13 protein-coding genes and 1 pseudogene are annotated in these 16,908 nt (G+C 67.1%); 10 read left to right on the top strand and 4 right to left on the bottom strand.

The window, feature by feature from the left end; translation table 11 throughout:
- The gene (xseA, locus tag BSP109_RS10280) at positions 1-1,347 is read right to left on the bottom strand and encodes an exodeoxyribonuclease VII large subunit (protein ID WP_101600445.1); all 1,347 of its coding nucleotides are present in this window, start codon (positions 1,345-1,347) and stop codon (positions 1-3) included.
- A gap of 132 nt (positions 1,348-1,479) precedes the next feature.
- Between xseA and BSP109_RS10275 the strand changes: the two genes are divergently transcribed.
- The 7 genes from BSP109_RS10275 to BSP109_RS10245 all read left to right on the top strand — a co-directional run bounded on the left by BSP109_RS10275 (position 1,480) and on the right by BSP109_RS10245 (position 10,281).
- Entirely contained in the window at positions 1,480-2,562 is a 1,083-nt protein-coding gene (locus tag BSP109_RS10275) for a 4-hydroxy-3-methylbut-2-enyl diphosphate reductase (protein WP_101600443.1), read from the top strand.
- Positions 2,563-2,709: 147 nt separating this feature from the next.
- Positions 2,710-4,191 carry an arylsulfotransferase family protein gene (locus tag BSP109_RS10270; RefSeq protein WP_101600441.1) on the top strand — a complete coding sequence of 494 codons (1,482 nt, stop codon included), beginning with the start codon at positions 2,710-2,712 and terminating at the stop codon, positions 4,189-4,191.
- Positions 4,192-4,323: 132 nt separating this feature from the next.
- A complete protein-coding gene (locus tag BSP109_RS10265; protein WP_101600440.1) occupies positions 4,324-5,166 on the top strand; it encodes a MurR/RpiR family transcriptional regulator in 843 nt (280 codons plus the stop codon).
- A gap of 161 nt (positions 5,167-5,327) precedes the next feature.
- Positions 5,328-6,497 carry an ABC transporter substrate-binding protein gene (locus BSP109_RS10260; RefSeq protein ID WP_101600438.1) on the top strand — a complete coding sequence of 390 codons (1,170 nt, stop codon included), beginning with the start codon at positions 5,328-5,330 and terminating at the stop codon, positions 6,495-6,497.
- Positions 6,498-6,578: 81 nt separating this feature from the next.
- On the top strand, positions 6,579-8,381 hold the full coding sequence (locus BSP109_RS10255) for an iron ABC transporter permease (RefSeq protein ID WP_101600436.1): 1,803 nt from the start codon (positions 6,579-6,581) through the stop codon (positions 8,379-8,381).
- The gene (locus BSP109_RS10250) at positions 8,378-9,667 is read left to right on the top strand and encodes an ABC transporter ATP-binding protein (RefSeq protein ID WP_257944651.1); all 1,290 of its coding nucleotides are present in this window, start codon (positions 8,378-8,380) and stop codon (positions 9,665-9,667) included. The genes BSP109_RS10255 and BSP109_RS10250 overlap by 4 nt, the downstream gene beginning before the upstream one ends.
- Positions 9,664-10,281 (top strand): histidine phosphatase family protein, encoded by a 618-nt coding sequence (locus tag BSP109_RS10245; protein WP_101600434.1) that lies wholly within the window; start codon positions 9,664-9,666, stop codon positions 10,279-10,281. The genes BSP109_RS10250 and BSP109_RS10245 overlap by 4 nt, the downstream gene beginning before the upstream one ends.
- Before the next feature lie 107 nt (positions 10,282-10,388).
- On the opposite strand, the gene BSP109_RS17500 is transcribed toward BSP109_RS10245, so the two are convergent.
- Complete coding sequence (locus BSP109_RS17500; protein WP_219618526.1) at positions 10,389-11,369, bottom strand: hypothetical protein; 981 nt, start codon at positions 11,367-11,369, stop codon at positions 10,389-10,391.
- 105 nt (positions 11,370-11,474) lie between these two features.
- Positions 11,475-12,611, bottom strand: coding sequence for a DNA recombination protein RmuC (locus tag BSP109_RS10235; RefSeq protein ID WP_101600519.1), 1,137 nt, complete (start codon positions 12,609-12,611; stop codon positions 11,475-11,477).
- 51 nt (positions 12,612-12,662) lie between these two features.
- Here BSP109_RS10235 and ychF point away from each other — a divergent pair, with 51 nt between their 5' ends.
- The 3 genes and pseudogenes from ychF to BSP109_RS16935 all read left to right on the top strand — a co-directional run bounded on the left by ychF (position 12,663) and on the right by BSP109_RS16935 (position 15,991).
- Positions 12,663-13,745 (top strand): redox-regulated ATPase YchF, encoded by a 1,083-nt coding sequence (gene ychF / locus BSP109_RS10230; RefSeq protein WP_101600432.1) that lies wholly within the window; start codon positions 12,663-12,665, stop codon positions 13,743-13,745.
- Positions 13,746-14,191: 446 nt separating this feature from the next.
- A pseudogene (locus BSP109_RS10225) lies at positions 14,192-15,369 on the top strand (IS3 family transposase).
- Between the two features lie 169 nt (positions 15,370-15,538).
- Entirely contained in the window at positions 15,539-15,991 is a 453-nt protein-coding gene (locus BSP109_RS16935) for a hypothetical protein (RefSeq protein WP_096146704.1), read from the top strand.
- Positions 15,992-16,015: 24 nt separating this feature from the next.
- Here BSP109_RS16935 and BSP109_RS10215 read toward each other — a convergent pair.
- Positions 16,016-16,908: ISL3 family transposase (locus tag BSP109_RS10215; RefSeq protein ID WP_180959695.1), on the bottom strand; the 893-nt coding region annotated here is incomplete at its 5' end.

Below are 16,908 nucleotides of genomic sequence, written 5' to 3'. Positions count from 1 at the left end.
TCACTCCTTGGAAGTGCTGTCGTCGGTGTTCTGCCGGGGACCATCGCCGAGGTCCCGTGACTGGGGGTCCGGCGAGGAGTCATCGACCTGCGCTGTCAGGCGCCCGGAGGCGAGCTTGATCGAGATGCGGTCACCCGCATCCACCTGCTCGTGGCTGCGCACGGCGGCACCGTCCTCCGTCTGGACGACGGCGTAGCCGCGGGCCAGGGTGTTCAGGGGGGAGAGGCTGCGCACCTGAGTGCGGAGGTGCTCGATCTCTGCCGCAGCGCGGCCCACCAGTCCCGCCTGCGCCTGCCAGGATCTGGCACGCAGCGTCGACACGTCCTGTTCCCGTCCGGTGATCATCGTTTCCGGCTGGGCCAGCACGGGACGGCCGCGGACGTCGGCCAGGGCCCTGGCCTCACTCTGCAGCAGCCGGTCGAGTGCGCCGTTGAGCGAGGCGCGGGCCTGGAGGATGCCCATCTGCTCCTCTGCCACGTCCGGGACGATCCGCTTCGCCGCATCCGTGGGAGTCGAGGCGCGCATGTCTGCGACGTCGTCCAGCAGCGGACGGTCCGCCTCATGGCCGATCGCGGAGACGACCGGAGTGCTTGCTGCGTGGACTGCGCGGACCAGTGCCTCGTTCGAGAAGGGCAGCAGGTCCTCGAGGCTGCCGCCGCCGCGGGCGATGACGATGACATCGACGTCCGGGTGCGCGTCGAGCTCCTCCAGCGCCGCCATGACCTGCGGGACGGCGTTCGTCCCCTGCGTCGCGGCGTTGCGGACCTCGAACGCCACGGCCGGCCAGCGCAGAGTCGCGTTGCGGAGGACGTCCTTCATCGCGTCGGAATCATGGCCGGTGATGAGGCCGACGCGGGAGGGGAGGAACGGCAGGGGCTTCTTGTGCGCGGGGTCGAAGAGCCCTTCAGCCCCCAGCATCTGCTTGAGCTGCTCGAGACGTGCGAGCAGTTCGCCCAGTCCCACGGCGCGGACGTCGTACGCCTGCATCGTGAGGCGGCCCTTCGCGAGCCAGTAGTTCGCCTTCGCCTGGACGACGACGCGGGAGCCCTCCGTGAGCTGCGCGTCCAGACGGTCCCGGACATTGCGCCAGATCTGCACGGGGAGCGAGATGTCCTCCGTGGTGTCGTGGAGGGTGAGATAGCTGGCGTTCGCCCGGTTCGACAGTTCGATGATCTGGCCCTCGACCCACACCGTCGACATGCGATCGATGTAGGCCTTCATCTTGTGGGCGAGCAGGCTGACCGGCCAGGGGTTGTCCGCGGAGGTGTCCGCCGCCGTCGCCGCGGCGGGTGGGCGTTCCGGCTGATCGCCCAGGGTCCCGGGGGTCCCGGAGATGCGCTGCGCCACGGTCCGCTCCTCTTCTCATCGTGTGCGGGGTGTCCCCGATCCTAGACGAGGCGACGGACACGGGTCGGTGGGGTGACGGACGACTCCCCGGTGCCCAGCCCCTTCTGAGGAGTGCCGCGTAGAATCATCCGCATGACTGCGACTGTGACTGTGCCCGTCCCCGCGATGCCGCGCCGCCGCAAGGACCCCTCGGAGATCCGTCAGCCGGAGAGCGGTGAGAAGAACGTCCTCCTCGCCGCCCCGCGCGGATACTGCGCAGGGGTGGACCGCGCGGTCATCGCCGTCGAACGCGCGCTGGAGCACTACGGCGCGCCCATCTACGTCCGCAAGGAGATCGTCCACAACCGCCACGTGGTCGACACGCTCTCCGAGCGCGGTGCGATCTTCGTCGACGACACGCACGAAGTGCCGGAAGGCGCCCGCGTGGTCTTCTCCGCCCACGGGGTGTCGCCGGCGGTCCACGAGGAGGCCGCAGCGCGCAGCCTCGACACGATCGACGCGACGTGCCCGCTCGTGACGAAGGTGCACCGTGAAGCGGTGCGGTTCGAGAAGCAGGGCTACTCGATCGTCCTCGTCGGCCACGAGGGCCACGAAGAGGTCGAGGGGACGATGGGCGAGGCGCCGGACTCGATCACCCTCATCCAGAATCCGGAGGAGGCCCGCACCGTCGAGCTGCCGGAGACGGACAAGCTCGTGTGGCTCTCGCAGACGACTCTGAGCGTCGACGAGACGATGGAGACGGTCGACATCCTCAAGCAGCGGTTCCCCCACCTCGAGGCTCCGCCGAGCGACGACATCTGCTATGCCACCCAGAACCGCCAGGTCGCGGTCAAGAAGATCGCTCCGGGCGCAGACCTCGTGCTGGTCGTGGGGTCGTCGAACTCGTCGAACTCGGTGCGCCTGGTCGAGGTGGCGCTGGAGCACGGCGCGAAGGACGCCCATCGGATCGACTTCGCCCGCGAGGTCGATGAGGAGTGGTTCCACGGCGTCTCGACGATCGGCGTGACGAGCGGTGCGAGCGTCCCGGACCTGCTGGTCCACGATCTGCTGCGACTGCTTGCCGACTACGGCTACGGCGACGTCGAAGAGGTGCGCACGGCGGACGAGGACGTGATCTTCTCCCTGCCCCGCGAACTGCGGAAGGACCTCAAGGCGGCGGGCCTCGAGACCTCGAACAAGAAGAACGGCGCGGACCGGAACCACGAACTGCGCTGAGCGCGGTTCGCCTCTGCCGGCCCCTGCTGCCCCCTGCTCGCCGCGAGGCGGCCGCGCAGATCCTGATCATTCGCTTAGTGTGGTGCTGTCACAGGGCGGTTCGTCGCGGACGAGACCGCTTAAACACGAAGCGACAAGGATGATTCGATGTCGGCGAACCGCAGGGTGCGCAGAGGGGCGGCGGTTCTGTCTGCCGCAGTGCTGGTCGGGGTGGCGGGATGCTCGAACGGTGGCGGTGATGACGCCGACGAGGTCGAGCTCACCGAATACGAGAGCACGGACCTCACAGCTCCACCGATCGATCTGGACAGCACCGACGATGATCGGTCCGACGAGTACTTCTTCGTCGGGCCGAAGTCGCAGGAGACCGGTCTGTGGTCCGGGAAGCTGATCGTCGACGAGGACGGGGAGCCGGTGTGGATCCAGGAGGACGAGGAGTCCGACGGCTCCTCGGAGCCCACGGCCGGCTGGGACATGCGCGTCCAGGAGTACGAGGGCGAGAAGGTCCTCACCTGGTGGGAGGGCATCGTCGACACGCCCCTGGCCGAGGGCGAGGTCGTCGTCGTCGACGACTCCTACGAGGAGATCGCGCGGGTCGGCATGGGCAATGATCTGCCGCACCGGATGGTCGACCTCCACGAGACGACGATCACCGACGAGGGCACGATGCTGCTGATGGCCTACGTCCCGAAGCAGGCGGACCTCACGGAGATCGGTGGGGAGTCCGACGGCTGGGTCTGGGACGGGGTCGTCCAGGAGGTCGATATCGAGACGGGCGAGGTCCTGCTCGACTGGAGCTCGCTCGACCACATCCCGGTCACGGACTCCGAGCGTGAGTTCGAGGATGACGCGGGGACCGAGGACAAGCCCTACGACTACTTCCACGGCAACTCCGTCTCTGTCGACGACGACGGTTCGCTGCTGGTGGACGCGCGCAACACCCATGCCTTCTACAACGTCGACCGCGAGTCGGGTGGCGTGAACTGGACGCTGGGCGGGAAGTCGTCGGACTTCGAAGCCGACGACGACCTGTACTTCGCGTGGCAGCACGATGTCGAGCGCTCGCCCGACGGCACGATCACGCTGTTCGACAATCAGTCGTCGCCCACGCTGGGCGATTCGTCCCGCGGCATGAAGATCGACGTGGACACCGACGAGATGACAGCGGAGCTCGTCCAGGAGTTCCTGCCTCCCGTTCCCCGCATCGCCGCGAACCAGGGCAGCTACCAGGAGCTCGAGGACGGACGCGTCGTGATCGGCTGGGGAGCCTTGCCGTCGTTCACGGAGTACTTCGCCGACGGTGAGGTCCTGCGCGACGGGACGGTGGGTGCGGACTCGAACTACCGCGCGTACCTCTCCGAGTGGGAGGCGACACCGACCGAGCCGCCCGCGGCGGACAAGAAGACCGAGGACGACCAGACCACCGTCTACGCCTCGTGGAACGGCGCGACGGAGGTCGCGCAGTGGCGCGTGCTCGGCGGCCCCGACGCTGGTGCGCGCACCGAGCTCGCGACGGCGGAGCGTGCGGGCTTCGAGACGCCGATCCCGCTGCCCGAGGACGCGGACAGCGTCGTCGTCGAAGCGCTCGACGAGGACGGCGAGGTGCTGGGCAGCGCGACTGCCGACTGACGGCGAACACCCGGTGAACCCGGGTGAACCCCGGGAGGCTCAGCGGCGCATGAGATGAAGAGTCCATGAACGGCAACGGCTCTTGCAGGAATCCGCTGTCCTGCAAGAGCCGTTGCCGTTAGTGTTCAGGGCATGACCCTCCACGAGCGCATCGAGACACAGCGCGGTCGCCTCACCAGGACCGACCGGGCACTCGTCGACGTCCTCCTGTCCTCGCCTGAGGACGCCGTGCACTGGAGCGGGGACGACTTGGCGGGTCATGCCGGCTCCCACCCCGCCGCGGCGACGCGCCTGGCCCAGAAGCTGGGCTTCGAGGGCTACCCGCACCTGCGGGAGGAGCTGCGGCAGGAGCGGCGCGAAGCTCAGAAGCCGCTGCGCGGGGCCGGCGACCGTATGCGCGCAGAACTGGCGGAGCATCACACGGGCACGGTGCTCGACACGTTCCTGCGCGCGGAGGTCGAATCATTGGCCGCCGTCGCGGAATGCGTCGACCAGGCACATCTGGACCAGATCGCCGACGCCATCGCCGCGGCGGACACCGTGCACGTGTTCGCCCGCGGCAACGCGAACGTCCTCACGGAGCTGGTCGAACGCAGACTCCGGCGCTTCGGCACCCGCGTCGTCGTGCTGGACGGGGATGGGCGCGAGCTCGCAGAGCGTCTCACAGCACTCACCGAACATGATCTGGTCCTGGCGTTCGCCTTCCGCCGACCGCCGAGGCTGCTGACACGGCTGCTCGCGCACGCCGCGGCAGTCGGCGCACGATCCGTGCTCGTGACCGACACCCTCCACACCCTCGATCCCGCTCCGGATGTGCTCGTGGCCGCGCGTCGCAGCGACCGCGACGGATTCTCCTCCCTGACCGTTCCCATGGCAGTGGCGAACGCACTCGTCCTCACGCTCGCCCACAGACATCCCGACCGGACCCTGCCTGCTCTCGACAGGCTCGATTCGCTGCTGCGCACGTTCGAGTGACACCACCGGGCTCCGCCCGGACACCGCGCCCGAGGTCCCCGAGCCCGGGTCTCACCACCTTCCGCACCCACTGACCTTCGTCGACCCTGCCCACTCACCGCCACGTCCTCGTCTCGTGACACCCACACTCGTGCCTCCCACGGATCCCTGAAGGAGTCCTCATGCTCAAGCGTCGCCTCGCCCTTGCCGTCGCCGTTCCCCTGACCCTCGGCCTCGCCGCCTGCGGTGGCGGATCGCCGGAGACGGAGCCGGCCTCGGCCTCCGATGCCTCTGCCGCCCACGAATACGACTCGTTCAGCCATGACGAGCTCGTCGCCGCTGCCGAGGAGGAGGGCGAGGTGACCGTCTACTCGTTCACCTCACGCATCGCCGCGGTCGAGGAGGCGTTCGAAGCGGAGTACCCCGGCATCGACCTCATCGGCCACGACATCTCGTCGACCGAGCAGATCACCCGTCTGTCCTCCGAGGCGGAGGCGGGCGCTCCCTCTGCCGATGTCGCCTACATCTCCGACGCCCCGGTCGTCCTCTCCGAGCTCGTGGAGACGGGGATCCTCACCGGCTACGTGCCCGAGCGCGTCGCGGACACCGTGCCGCAGGAGTACCAGGAGCCGCTGCTGGCCAATCGCCTGTCGACGAAGATCCTCATGTACAACGAGGAGGCCCACCCCGACGGCAGCCCGATCGAGAACCTCTGGGAGCTCACGGAGGAGGAGTGGAACGGGAAGGTCGTCATGGTCGATCCGAACGTCCGCGGCGACTACCTCGACCTCATGACGGAGATCGTCCTCCAGTCCGATGCGATGGCGGAGGCCTACGAATCCCACACGGGCGAGGCCATCGAGCTCGACGGCACCCAGAACGCCGGCGAGGAGTTCCTCAAGCGCCTCTACGCGAACGGCCTGGTGCTGGTCGACGATACGGACAACGTGAATGCGGCCGTCGGCGCCACGGACCAGGATGATCCTCCGGTGGGCATCACGTCCTACTCGGACCGCCGTGACAACGAGGAGGAGGGCTGGGCGCTCCAGGCCTCCCTGGACACCGAACCGGCTCTGGGCATCACCTTCCCCGCCTCCATCGGCATGGTCCAGGATTCGGCGAACCCCGCGGGTGCCCGCCTCGTCGCCGACTTCCTCATGGGGGACGACTCGGCCACCGGCGGTGCCGGGTACGAGCCGTTCTACGTCCCCGGCGACTACCCGGTCCGCACGGACGTGGACGCGCCGGAGGATGCCGCTCCCCTCGAGGAGCTGGGCGCCTGGGACATCGACCCGGCCGCCACCGCGGAGTCCCGCGGTGAGGTGTCCGACTTCCTCCTGTCCCTGTCCTGATCCCCGCCCCGCCGCCGAGGTGCCGGTCACCGCACGGATGACCGGCACCTCGGCGGCGGGCCCGACGTCGGAAGGCGGCGCATGACGCACGCACCTCCCGCACCGGCCCGCACGCGGACGACGCCGTCGTCCCCGACCGGTGCACGACCGCCGAGGCGCCGGCCCCTCGCGATGCCCGGTCCCACCGTCGTCCTCGCGTGGGGGACGCTGGCGGTCCTCGCCGTACTGGTCATCGCACCCCTGGTCGGACTGCTCAACACGACGTTCGCGGCCGACGGCAGAGACGCCTGGGGAGACGTCTTCGCCAGCCGGATCTCCGAGAACCTGCTCTGGCGCCCGCTGGGCAACTCCCTGCTGATGGGGGTGGCGACGGCGCTGCTGTCGACGATCGTAGGCGGCTTCCTCGCCTGGGTCGTCGTGATGACCGACCTGCCCGGTCGGAAGATCCTGGGTGTGCTCGCGACGATCCCGTTCGCGCTGCCGAGCTTCGCGCTGGCGCTCGCGTGGGAGTCGGTCTTCCGCAACGACCTCGTCGGTGGGTCCGTGGGCGTGCTCGCGGCGTGGGGCCTCGCGGTGCCCGACTGGCTGGCGTGGGGGCCGGTGCCGGTGGCGCTCACGCTGACCGCGCACTACTTCTCGCTGTCCTTCATGCTCATCGCCGCATCGCTGGCCAGTGTGAACGGGGACATCCTCGAAGCGGCGGAGATGACGGGAGCGTCACGGTTCGCCGTCGCGAAGGACATCGCGCTGCCGGTCGTCACACCGGCGATCATCTCCGGTGCACTGCTGGCGTTCGCAGAAGGAGTCTCGAACTTCGTCACCCCCGCCCTCCTGGGACTGCCGGTGCGGTTCCACACCCTGTCCACGCGGCTCTACGGCTCGATCACGACGGGTGACACGTCACGCGGATACGTCCTGTCGATCGTCCTCATCGTCGTCGCGGCGATGGTCATGTACGCCTCGACGCGGGTGACCGGTCGCGGCAGTCGGTTCGAGACGATCAGCGGCAAGGGCGGTCGCCGCCGGACCACGCGGATGGGCCCGTGGGCGTGGCCGGTGGCTGCGATCGCGTGGGCCATCGCGGCCTGCACGACGGTGCTTCCGGGACTGGTGCTCGTCGCCTCGTCGCTCACCCGGCGGACGAATGACTTCGCGTCCGGCCTGACCCTCCACTACTGGCTGGGCGAGTCGGATCCCGCGCTCGCCCAGGGGCAGCGGGGTGTCCTGCGCAACCCGCAGATCCTCGATGCGGCGTGGAACACCGTGCTGCTGGGAGTCGCCGTCGCGGTGTGCGCCGGCATCCTGGGGCTGCTCATCGCCTACGTCCTCACACGATCGTCGGGCCCACGCTGGCTCACCGGGACGCTGAGCGTCGTGAGCTTCGTGCCGTTCCTCATCCCGGGCATCGCGCTGGGTGCCGCCTTCATCGCACAGTTCGGCGCATCGTGGGGACCGTTCCCCAGCCTGTACGGGACGTTCGCGATCCTGGTGCTGGCAGGCGTCGCGGCGACGATCCCCTTCGCAGTGCGCTCCGGGACCGCGGCGATGAGCCAGGTGTCCCGCGACGTCGAGGATTCGGCGGTCATGGCGGGGGCCGGCCTGTTCCGCCGCCTGCGGTCGATCGTCGCACCGCTCACCGCACGCGGACTGCTGACCGGGGGAGTGCTGGTGTTCGTGCAGATGGTGCGCGACCTGAGCCTCGTGGTGCTGCTGGCGACACCGGCCATGCCCGTCCTCGCGGTGCTGACCTACCAGTACTCGTCGGAGAACTTCACCCAGCTGGCGAACGCGGTCACCGTCCTCATCGCGGTGATCTCCGTGGGCGCGACGCTCCTGGTCAGACGCTTCGAGAAGGCCTCACAGCCCTGGAGCGATGACGGATGACGGCGCACCCTTCCCGGACGCACGACGACAAGCCCCGCGACGACAAGACCCGCGACAATCTGACCCCGAGAAGTGAACGGAGCACGACGATGCAGATGGATGCGCCGACGACGGCGGTCGACGACAGAGCGGATCCTGATGGGGTCGCTTCCGATGCCGCGGGTGGTGGACGCGCAGCATCGCTCACGCTCGAGGGGCTCACGAAGCGGTTCGGCGGCGCTGCGGCCGTCGACGGCATATCGCTGCACGTGCCCGCCGGATCCTTCCTCGTCCTGCTGGGACCGTCCGGATGCGGGAAGTCGACGACTCTGCGCATGCTCGCCGGCCTCGAGGACCCGTCCGCCGGCGAGATCATGTTCGGCGAGAGACTGATCGCCCGCGGTTCCGGTGCATCGGTGCCGGCGAGCAAGCGCAATGCCGGTCTCGTGTTCCAGTCGTACGCGCTGTGGCCGCACAAGACGGTCGCCCAGAACGTGGAGTGGCCGCTGACAGTGGCGAAGGTGCCGCGCACGCGCCGGGACGAGAGAGTGGCCCAGGTGCTGGAGCTCCTGGGCATCGAGGCGCTCGCCTCTCGCTACCCCGGGGAGATCAGCGGCGGGCAGCAGCAGCGCACCGCGATCGCACGGATGATCGCGCCGGAACCGGAGATGCTGCTGTTCGACGAGCCGCTGTCCAACCTGGACGCGAAGCTGCGGGTGGAGACGCGCAGCGAACTCATGCGCATCCACCGGGCGACCGGTGCGACGAGCGTCTACGTCACGCACGACCAGGTCGAGGCGATGACGATGGCCACGCACATCGCGCTGATGCGCGACGGCCGGATCGAGCAGTTCGGGACGCCGCGCGAACTCATCGAGGAGCCGGCGACGGCCTTCGCCGCGACGTTCATGGGCACTCCGCCCGCGAACGTGATCGACGGCGTCGTGCGGGATGGCCGACTGCTGCTGGCGGGAGTGGACGTCGGACAGGCGCCGGAGGGTGTCAGCGGTACTGTGCGAGCCCTCTACCGATCGGGATCTCTGACGCTCGCGGAACCGGGAGAGGCCGGCGCGGTGCTGGAGGGCACGCTGGTCGATCAGGTGCCGATGGCCGAGCGCTGGGTCGTGGGCATCGATGTGGCTGAGGGCACGCGCGTGCATGTGACGGCCGATGCCCCGAGCGGTGCAGTGACCGGTGGGCCCGTGGGGGTGCGGCTTCCGGCTGCGCCCGAGGCGTGCTTCGACGAGCACGGGGAACGGTTCCCCAACAGGCACCGTGACCCGTCGGATGTGGAGAGTGGCCGATGATCCGCGTGGCGTTGATCCGTCATGGGGAGACGGCGTGGAACGGCGAACGACGGCTGCAGGGGCAGAAGGACATCGCCCTGTCCGCTGCGGGTCGGGGCCAGGCGCGCAGTCTGGCGGCTGCGATCGCAGCGGTGGCACCCGACAGAGTCGTCGTCTCCGGTCTGAGGAGGACCGCGGAGACTGCGCAGGAACTGGGTCTCGAGCCGGACGCGTGCGACAGCAGGTTGGACGAGGCGTCGCTGGGAGAGTGGGAAGGACGGTACTCGGCTGATATCCGTGCCGACAGTCCGGAGGCGTACGCGGCGTGGCGCGCCGGCAGGCTCACACCACCGGGCGGGGAATCGTTCGAGCAGCTCACGAGCCGCGTGACGGCGGGGCTGCTCGGGGCGGCAGCAGACTGTGCGGAGGCGGGCGGCGAGGCGCTGGTGATCGTCACGCACGGCGGCCCGGTCCGCGCGATGCTCGCGGAGCTGGTCGGTCTTGATCCTGCGCGTGCGGTCCACAGCCATCCTGCAGGTCTCAGCCTGCTGGACGTGGATTTGCACACGCAGGATGTGAAGCTGCGGCTCTACAACTACTCACCGGTGGTGCTGGATCCGGATCCAGCGGACTGAATGCGCCGCGGCCCGTGCACTCCCAGTGGGGGAGTGCACGGGCCGCGGCACATCGGGTGGAGAACCGTCAACTGGAGAACAGACGGATGGGGACCCGACAGACGTTCTCAGTGACGGGCGGAACGACGTGGACCTGCAGGAGGGGTGTCACCGTCCGTCGTGCGGAGGAACCACTCATTGGCCTTCGGCAACCAGAAGAACGCGACCATGAGGAGCGACAGGATGTTGGTCACGACGCTGCCCGCGCCCCCGGATTCGAGCCCGGCGGCCGTGAGGATGATCGAGTAGACGATGCTCGCAAGCGTGATGGCGGTGAGTGCGAGGCGTGCCCATTCCGCGCCTTCTCGGAGCTTGAGCGTCATGAAGAGCTGAACGACCATCATGACGAGCACGAACACCATGGTCGCGACGAAGAGCAGGACCATTCCCCAGCGGACACCGCCGAAGATGCCGACCATGCCGGTCGCGACGAGCGTGAACGGGTTGATGAGCACGCCGAATGCGATGACCGCGATGGAGAAGAACCACATCACGATCGCCAGGACGGTTCCGACGAGCCAGACCCAGTAGCCGATCCGTGCGTCCATCGGCATATGTGCCGTCTGGAAGATGCTGCCGAAGCCCTGACGGAACGACGGCTTCGCTGCGGCGACGGTCTTCGGCCATGCAGTGGGCATGCGGAAGCGGTAGTCCGTGAAATCGAAGTACTCGTTCTTCGGTGCTGTGCCGGCGGAGTTCCCGGTGTCGGGACCCTGCTCGTACGGCGGCTGATGACCGTGGGGTGCCTGGCTGTACCCGGGCTGCTGACCGTACCCGGACTGCTGGGAGTAGCCGGGCTGCTGGGTGTAACCGGGGTGCTGGGCATAGCCCGACTGCGGGTGGGCCTGGCCTGAGTGGGGCGGGCTGTTGTAGCCGGGTGCCTGGACGTAGGGCGCCTGTGGCTGCTGGTGCTGCGGGTATCCAGGCTGTGGGTGCTGGGCCTCGCTGTGAAGCGGCTGGGCTGGATTCTGCTGGCCGTATGCGGGGGCTTGCGGCGGCAGAGTGCCGCGATGCTGTGAGTCGCCGGCGGAGGACGGATCGGTGGTCACGTTCGACTGCCTTCTGAGGTCGGAAGCATGGGGTGGCGGCTGATGTGGGAGAACACGAGACATCCCGGCGCCACCCAGGACGCTATCAGCGAACGTGCAAGGCTCTTACAGGTGGGGCTTGGGGTGAGCGCCATCGGCCGGGCTGAACTCCCGTGCGGTGAGTCCGCGCGTGCGGGTGGAGAGTTCTTCAGGGTCGGCGAGCGGTGTGTCGGAGACCCCCGTTGCAGACAGCTTCCGTGCAGTGGGGAGGAACCGCGACTCGAAGGAGCCGACCAGGCGGTTGTAGTCTTCGACGCTCCTGTCCAGGCTGGAGCCCATCCGCGTGAGGTGCTCAGTGAGCGTCACGACACGGTTGTGGAGATCGCGGCCCAGGTCCAGGATCTGGTGGGCGCTGCGGCTGAGATCGGCCTGCTGCCAGTTGAGCGCGACGGTCTTCAGCAGCCCCAGCAGGGTCGAAGGAGACGCGAGGACCACGCCTGCCGACAGGGCGTCGTCGATCAGTGAAGGATCTTCCTGGCCTGCTGCCGCGAGGAGTCCGTCGGAGGGGATGAAGCACACGACGAAGCGAGGAGCGGGGGTGAATGCCTGCCAGTACGACTTCTTCGACAGAGCCGTGACGTGCCTCCTGACGGCACGGGCTTGTGCACCCGCCACAGCAGTGCCGTCCGCGTCGGTCTCCAGACCGCTGAGAGGTGCCTTCGCGTCAATGACGATGTGCGCATCCCCGGGAAGATCGATGACCATGTCCGGACGGATGCGTCCGGCATCGGTGGTGGCAGTGACCTCCACGTTGAAATCGATGTGCTCCGTCATCCCCGAGAGCTCCACGATGCGCCGCAGCTGGACCTCGCCCCAATCTCCGCGACTGCCGCCGGCCGACAGTGCTGTGAGCAGGCCGTGCGTGGAGGTCTGGAGCTGCTGGTTCTGGACAGCCAGCTGGCGCAGCTGCTCATCGAGTCCTGCAAGTCGTGCCGTCTGCTGACGGTCCTGTCCTGCCACGTGCTGGGAGAGGGCGCGGACGTCGGAGGTGAGGGGGCCGACCGCGGCGGTGAGCTCACCGGCGACCTGGGCGTCGGCCTCGAGCGCCTCCGTCCGTTCCGACAGGATCTGCGCAGTCGTCTCCGCACGGACCAGTCGGTCCTGGGTCTGTGCATGCGCACGCGTTCGGCCCAGCCACCAGCCGATGGCGATGCCGACGGCGAGGACGAGCACGAGAGCCACGGAGAGGGTGATCGCTTCCATGGTGACCATGCAAGCACGAGCCGCGGACATGACCGACTAGACTCTCCTCCTGTGGCTCTTACTATCGGAATCGTCGGACTGCCCAACGTCGGCAAGTCGACCATGTTCAATGCACTGACCAAGAATCAGGTTCTCGCCGCGAACTACCCGTTCGCGACGATCGAGCCGAACGTGGGCGTGGTCCCGCTGCCCGACCCCAGGCTGGGTCGGCTCGCGGAGATCTACGGGTCGGAGAAGATCCTCCCGGCGACCGTGAGCTTCGTGGACATCGCCGGCATCGTCCGCGGCGCCTCGGAGGGGGAGGGCCTGGGCAACCAGTTCCTCGCGAACATCCGTGAGGCGGAGGCCATCTGCCAGGTCATCCGTGCGTTCTCGGACGAGGACGTCGTGCACGTCGACGGCAAGATCTCGCCCTCGGACGACATCGACACGATCAACACCGAGCTTGTGCTCGCCGACCTCCAGACGCTCGAGAAGGCGCAGCCGCGCATCGAGAAGGAGGTCAAGCAGAAGAAGACCGATCCAGCAGTCCTCGAAGCGATGACCGCAGCGCAGGCGATCCTCGAGGAGGGGCGCACGCTGTTCCAGGCGATGGGCGACGGGTTCGACGTCGGGCCGCTGGAAGATCTGCAGCTCATGACGACGAAGCCGTTCCTCTACGTCTTCAACGTCGATGACGACATCCTGGCCGACGATGCGAAGAAGGACGAGCTGCGTGCGCTCGTCGCGCCGATCGAGGCGATCTTCCTCGACGCGAAGTTCGAGGCGGAGCTCGCTGAGCTGGACGAGGACGAGGCTGCGGAGATGCTCGAGATGAGCGGCCAGGATGAGGCCGGCCTGGATCAGCTCGCCCGGGTGGGCTTCGACACGCTGGGACTGCAGACGTACCTCACCGCCGGTCCGAAGGAGTCCCGCGCGTGGACGATCGGGAAGGGCTGGACTGCTCCGCAGGCTGCCGGTGTCATCCATACGGACTTCCAGAAGGGCTTCATCAAGGCCGAGGTCGTGTCCTTCGCGGACCTGGACTCATTGGGTTCGATGGCCGATGCGAAGGCGGCAGGCAAGGTCCGCATGGAAGGCAAGGACTACGTCATGGCGGACGGCGACGTGGTCGAATTTAGATTTAATGTCTAATAAGGGTCTCTGACCAGGGATTTTATCTTCTCGGCCTCCGGTTGGGTTCGATGGACAGGTTCCGCTTTACCATCAGGTGCTAAGCGTTTGTCCCGCTGACCTGGGACTTTGATCGGTCTCTGCGGAGCTCTCGCAGAGGCCGATTCTCGTTGTCGCGTTGCGGTAGCGTCTCTGGCGAGTGGCTTCGGCTGGGCAGTTCTGCGGCGGGTTCAAGTTGTTCGACCCGCGATCTCGCGGAAGGTGCGCTGACTCAAAAATCTGTCTGACTCATAAGTCGGTTATCCAACAACGCTTTGGTTCACTGGGGCAGGTCTCGTTCCGCCAGAGTGCGAGTGATTTCGTCCCGCTAGCAGCTCGCTCCCATGAGCCGCTGGTGGGGGCGTGAGGAAGGAACTGGTGACAACTGATCGTTAGTGCCGGGAGGCGCTGGCGGGGAGGATGTCATCATGCCCGGTCCCTATCCCAGAGAGTTCCGCGAGGACGTCGTTGCGGTTGCTCGCAGCCGCGAAAGCGGCGTCACCATCAAGCAGATCGCCGTCGACTTCGGTATCAGCGAAGCGACGTTGCAGAACTGGCTCCGCCAAGCAGACGTCGAGGACGGCAACCGTCCCGGTCAGACGGCTGCGGACGCTGCCGAGGCTCGCGAGTTGAAGAAGCGGATCCGGTTGCTCGAGCAGGAGAACGAGGTTCTCCGGCGGGCGGCAGCGTATCTGTCGCAGGCGAACCTGCGGCTTGGTGGCTCCCCAAAATGACGTACCCGCTCGTATCTGAGCTCGCCGACGCGGGGATCCCCGTGACGGTGTCGTGCCGGGTTCTCAAGCTCGCCCGCCAGCCCTACTACCGGTGGCGCAACGACCCCGTCCGGGACGCGGACGTGCTCCGCGCATATCGGATCAACGCGCTGCACGACGCGCACCACGAGGACCCGACGTTCGGCTACCGATACCTCGCCGACGAGGCCCGCCGAGCGGGGTGGCGGATGAGCCGCCGGACGGCGTGGAAGCTGTGCTCGCAGGCGGGGATTCTCTCGTCCGCGCAACGCCGGCGACGCGGGAAGGGGAAGAAGGCCGGGCCGCCCGTGTTCGACGACCACGTCCAGCGCGTGTTCCGCGCCGATGCACCGAACCGGCTCTGGCTCACGGACATCACGGAGCACTGGACGAGCGAAGGCAAGCTCTACTGCTGCGCGATCAAGGACGTGTTCTCCAACCGAATCGTCGGGTACTCGATCTCAGATCGGATGACCGCGAAACTCGCCGTAGACGCCGTCCGAAACGCTGTCGCGCGCCGCGGTGAGGTCGCCGGCTGCATCCTGCACGCCGACAGGGGCAGCCAGTTCCGCAGCCGAGCCATGGCCCGCGAGTTGCGCCGCCACGACATCGTCGGATCGATGGGAAGAGTCGGCGCTACGGGGGACAACGCGGCCATGGAGTCGTTCTGGTCACTGCTGCAAACGAACGTCCTCAACCAGCAGCGGTGGGCGACCCGGCAGGAGCTGCGACTCGCCATCGTCGTTTGGATCGAGCGGAAGTATCACCGCCAGCGCGCCCAGGACACCCTCGGCGGCTTGACGCCCATCGAGTTCGAAGCCAAGCTAGCCGAGCCGCTCACACTCGCGGCCTAAACCGAACCTGTCACCAGTTCCTTCCTCACGCCCAGCTCAGCGATGCCGGCATCACAGTCCCCGTGGTGTGCATCGCTGGCTTTGGTTGATCCAGCAGCGCCCGGTATTGGCTCACCTGACAATGTTAGGGGTTTCGGATCGCGTCGAGATTGCTTGATAAGGTGGTTCGATGTCTGACGTGAAAGTGCGATCGGTGCAAGCTGTATCAACGCTTTCTCTAGCGTTGGCGGGAGTGCTGTTGCTGCCAGGGTGCTCGACGGCAAGTTCGTTCGAGGCCGAGCTTGAGGATATCTCTTCGAAAAGTAGAACGTTTAATTTGCCTTCGAGTGTCGGTGGCGACATGGCTTGGGATGAGTTGCTCATCGTCTGTCCTTACGCCGAGCCGAAGGGCGATGTTCATCCAGTGCTTGCCGCTGCAGCTTCTGAAGTAGATGCCGACAGCTCTGACGACTTGCAGTGGCTAATATTCCGCAGCAACGAGGACGTCAGCACTCTCGAACTGTCCCGCATCGACTTTGATTTCTGCTCACGTTCCTTCTCTGCTGAAGAGACGTTCAAGCCGGAGGCCCAGTGGGAAATGATCGAAGATGACGGGGCTTCCGTGATCGTACCCGCGGAGTAACGCGTTTTAGCGGCTCTTCCGGTTTCAGAGTGCGTTGACTCGGTTCGATAGCTGTCCGGAGTGGAGCAGGCAGCGTAGTACGTAGTGCCCGAAGTTCCTGAAACCCAGGCCGATACCTCGCAGATGCTCGAGGCGTCCGTTGATCGCCTCGACCGGACCGTTCGATGCGCCTCCACGTTCGAAGAACGCCAGCACCTGCGCCCGTTTCCGCCACAGCGTCCTGCCTAGTTGAGCAAGCTCTTCAAGTCCGTGCGGCAGGCCCCTGCGCAATTGGTCGATCACCGTCTGCATGAGCCGCCTGCCGGTCTTCCGGTCGGGATGCTGATAGGCATCGATGACGTCCTGGTAGACCAGATACGTCACCTCCAAAGCGATGTGATCGTCGTGCTCGGCCCACAGCCGCTCCAGCCGATCTGTGCCCCTCTTCTTCAGCAGAGATCTCCTCGTCAGCAGAGTCCGTCGCCCCTGATAGAGGAGGTCTTTCTTCCGGCCGCGATGTCCATGGATCTGCTGCTGCAAGCGTTGTCTGCAGGCGGTGAGCTTCTGCCCGGCGAGTTGGACGACGTGGAAGGGATCCATCACCGGCACGGACTCCGGCAACGACTCTGTAGTCGCGCTGTGGTAGCCGGCGAACCCGTCCATCGTGACGACCTTGACCCCGTCGCGGAATGCTGGGGAACGCTCCTGCAGCCAGGTGGTCACGACTCTGGCGGAACGTCCCGCTTTGACATCGAGCAGACGCGCCCGGCCGGTGCCGTCGATGAGTGGAGTCAGGTCCACGAAGATCGTCGCGAAGGAATCTTTGCCCTGTCCGCGTACGTGCTTCCAGCAGTGCTCATCGATCCCGAGGACCCGGACTCCCGCCAGATGGTCAGGATGGGCGTAGATCAGCGATTTCGCTGCGTTGGTGGCCAGGT

The organism is Brevibacterium sp. Mu109 (genome assembly GCF_900169375.1).
In the GTDB taxonomy this organism is placed as follows: Bacteria; Actinomycetota; Actinomycetes; order Actinomycetales; family Brevibacteriaceae; genus Brevibacterium; species Brevibacterium yomogidense_A.
The sequence above is the reverse complement of the archived record's forward strand: the minus strand, read 5'-3'. Positions and strand labels throughout refer to the sequence as shown.

Coding starts and splice junctions, on each gene's coding strand:
- BSP109_RS10275 (WP_101600443.1), top strand. CDS start 1,480: ATGACTGCGACTGTGACTGTGCCCGTCCCCGCGATGCCGCGCCGCCGC.
- BSP109_RS10270 (WP_101600441.1), top strand. CDS start 2,710: ATGTCGGCGAACCGCAGGGTGCGCAGAGGGGCGGCGGTTCTGTCTGCC.
- BSP109_RS10265 (WP_101600440.1), top strand. CDS start 4,324: ATGACCCTCCACGAGCGCATCGAGACACAGCGCGGTCGCCTCACCAGG.
- BSP109_RS10260 (WP_101600438.1), top strand. CDS start 5,328: ATGCTCAAGCGTCGCCTCGCCCTTGCCGTCGCCGTTCCCCTGACCCTC.
- BSP109_RS10255 (WP_101600436.1), top strand. CDS start 6,579: ATGACGCACGCACCTCCCGCACCGGCCCGCACGCGGACGACGCCGTCG.
- BSP109_RS10250 (WP_257944651.1), top strand. CDS start 8,378: ATGACGGCGCACCCTTCCCGGACGCACGACGACAAGCCCCGCGACGAC.
- BSP109_RS10245 (WP_101600434.1), top strand. CDS start 9,664: ATGATCCGCGTGGCGTTGATCCGTCATGGGGAGACGGCGTGGAACGGC.
- BSP109_RS10235 (WP_101600519.1), bottom strand. CDS start 12,611: ATGGAAGCGATCACCCTCTCCGTGGCTCTCGTGCTCGTCCTCGCCGTC.
- BSP109_RS16935 (WP_096146704.1), top strand. CDS start 15,539: ATGTCTGACGTGAAAGTGCGATCGGTGCAAGCTGTATCAACGCTTTCT.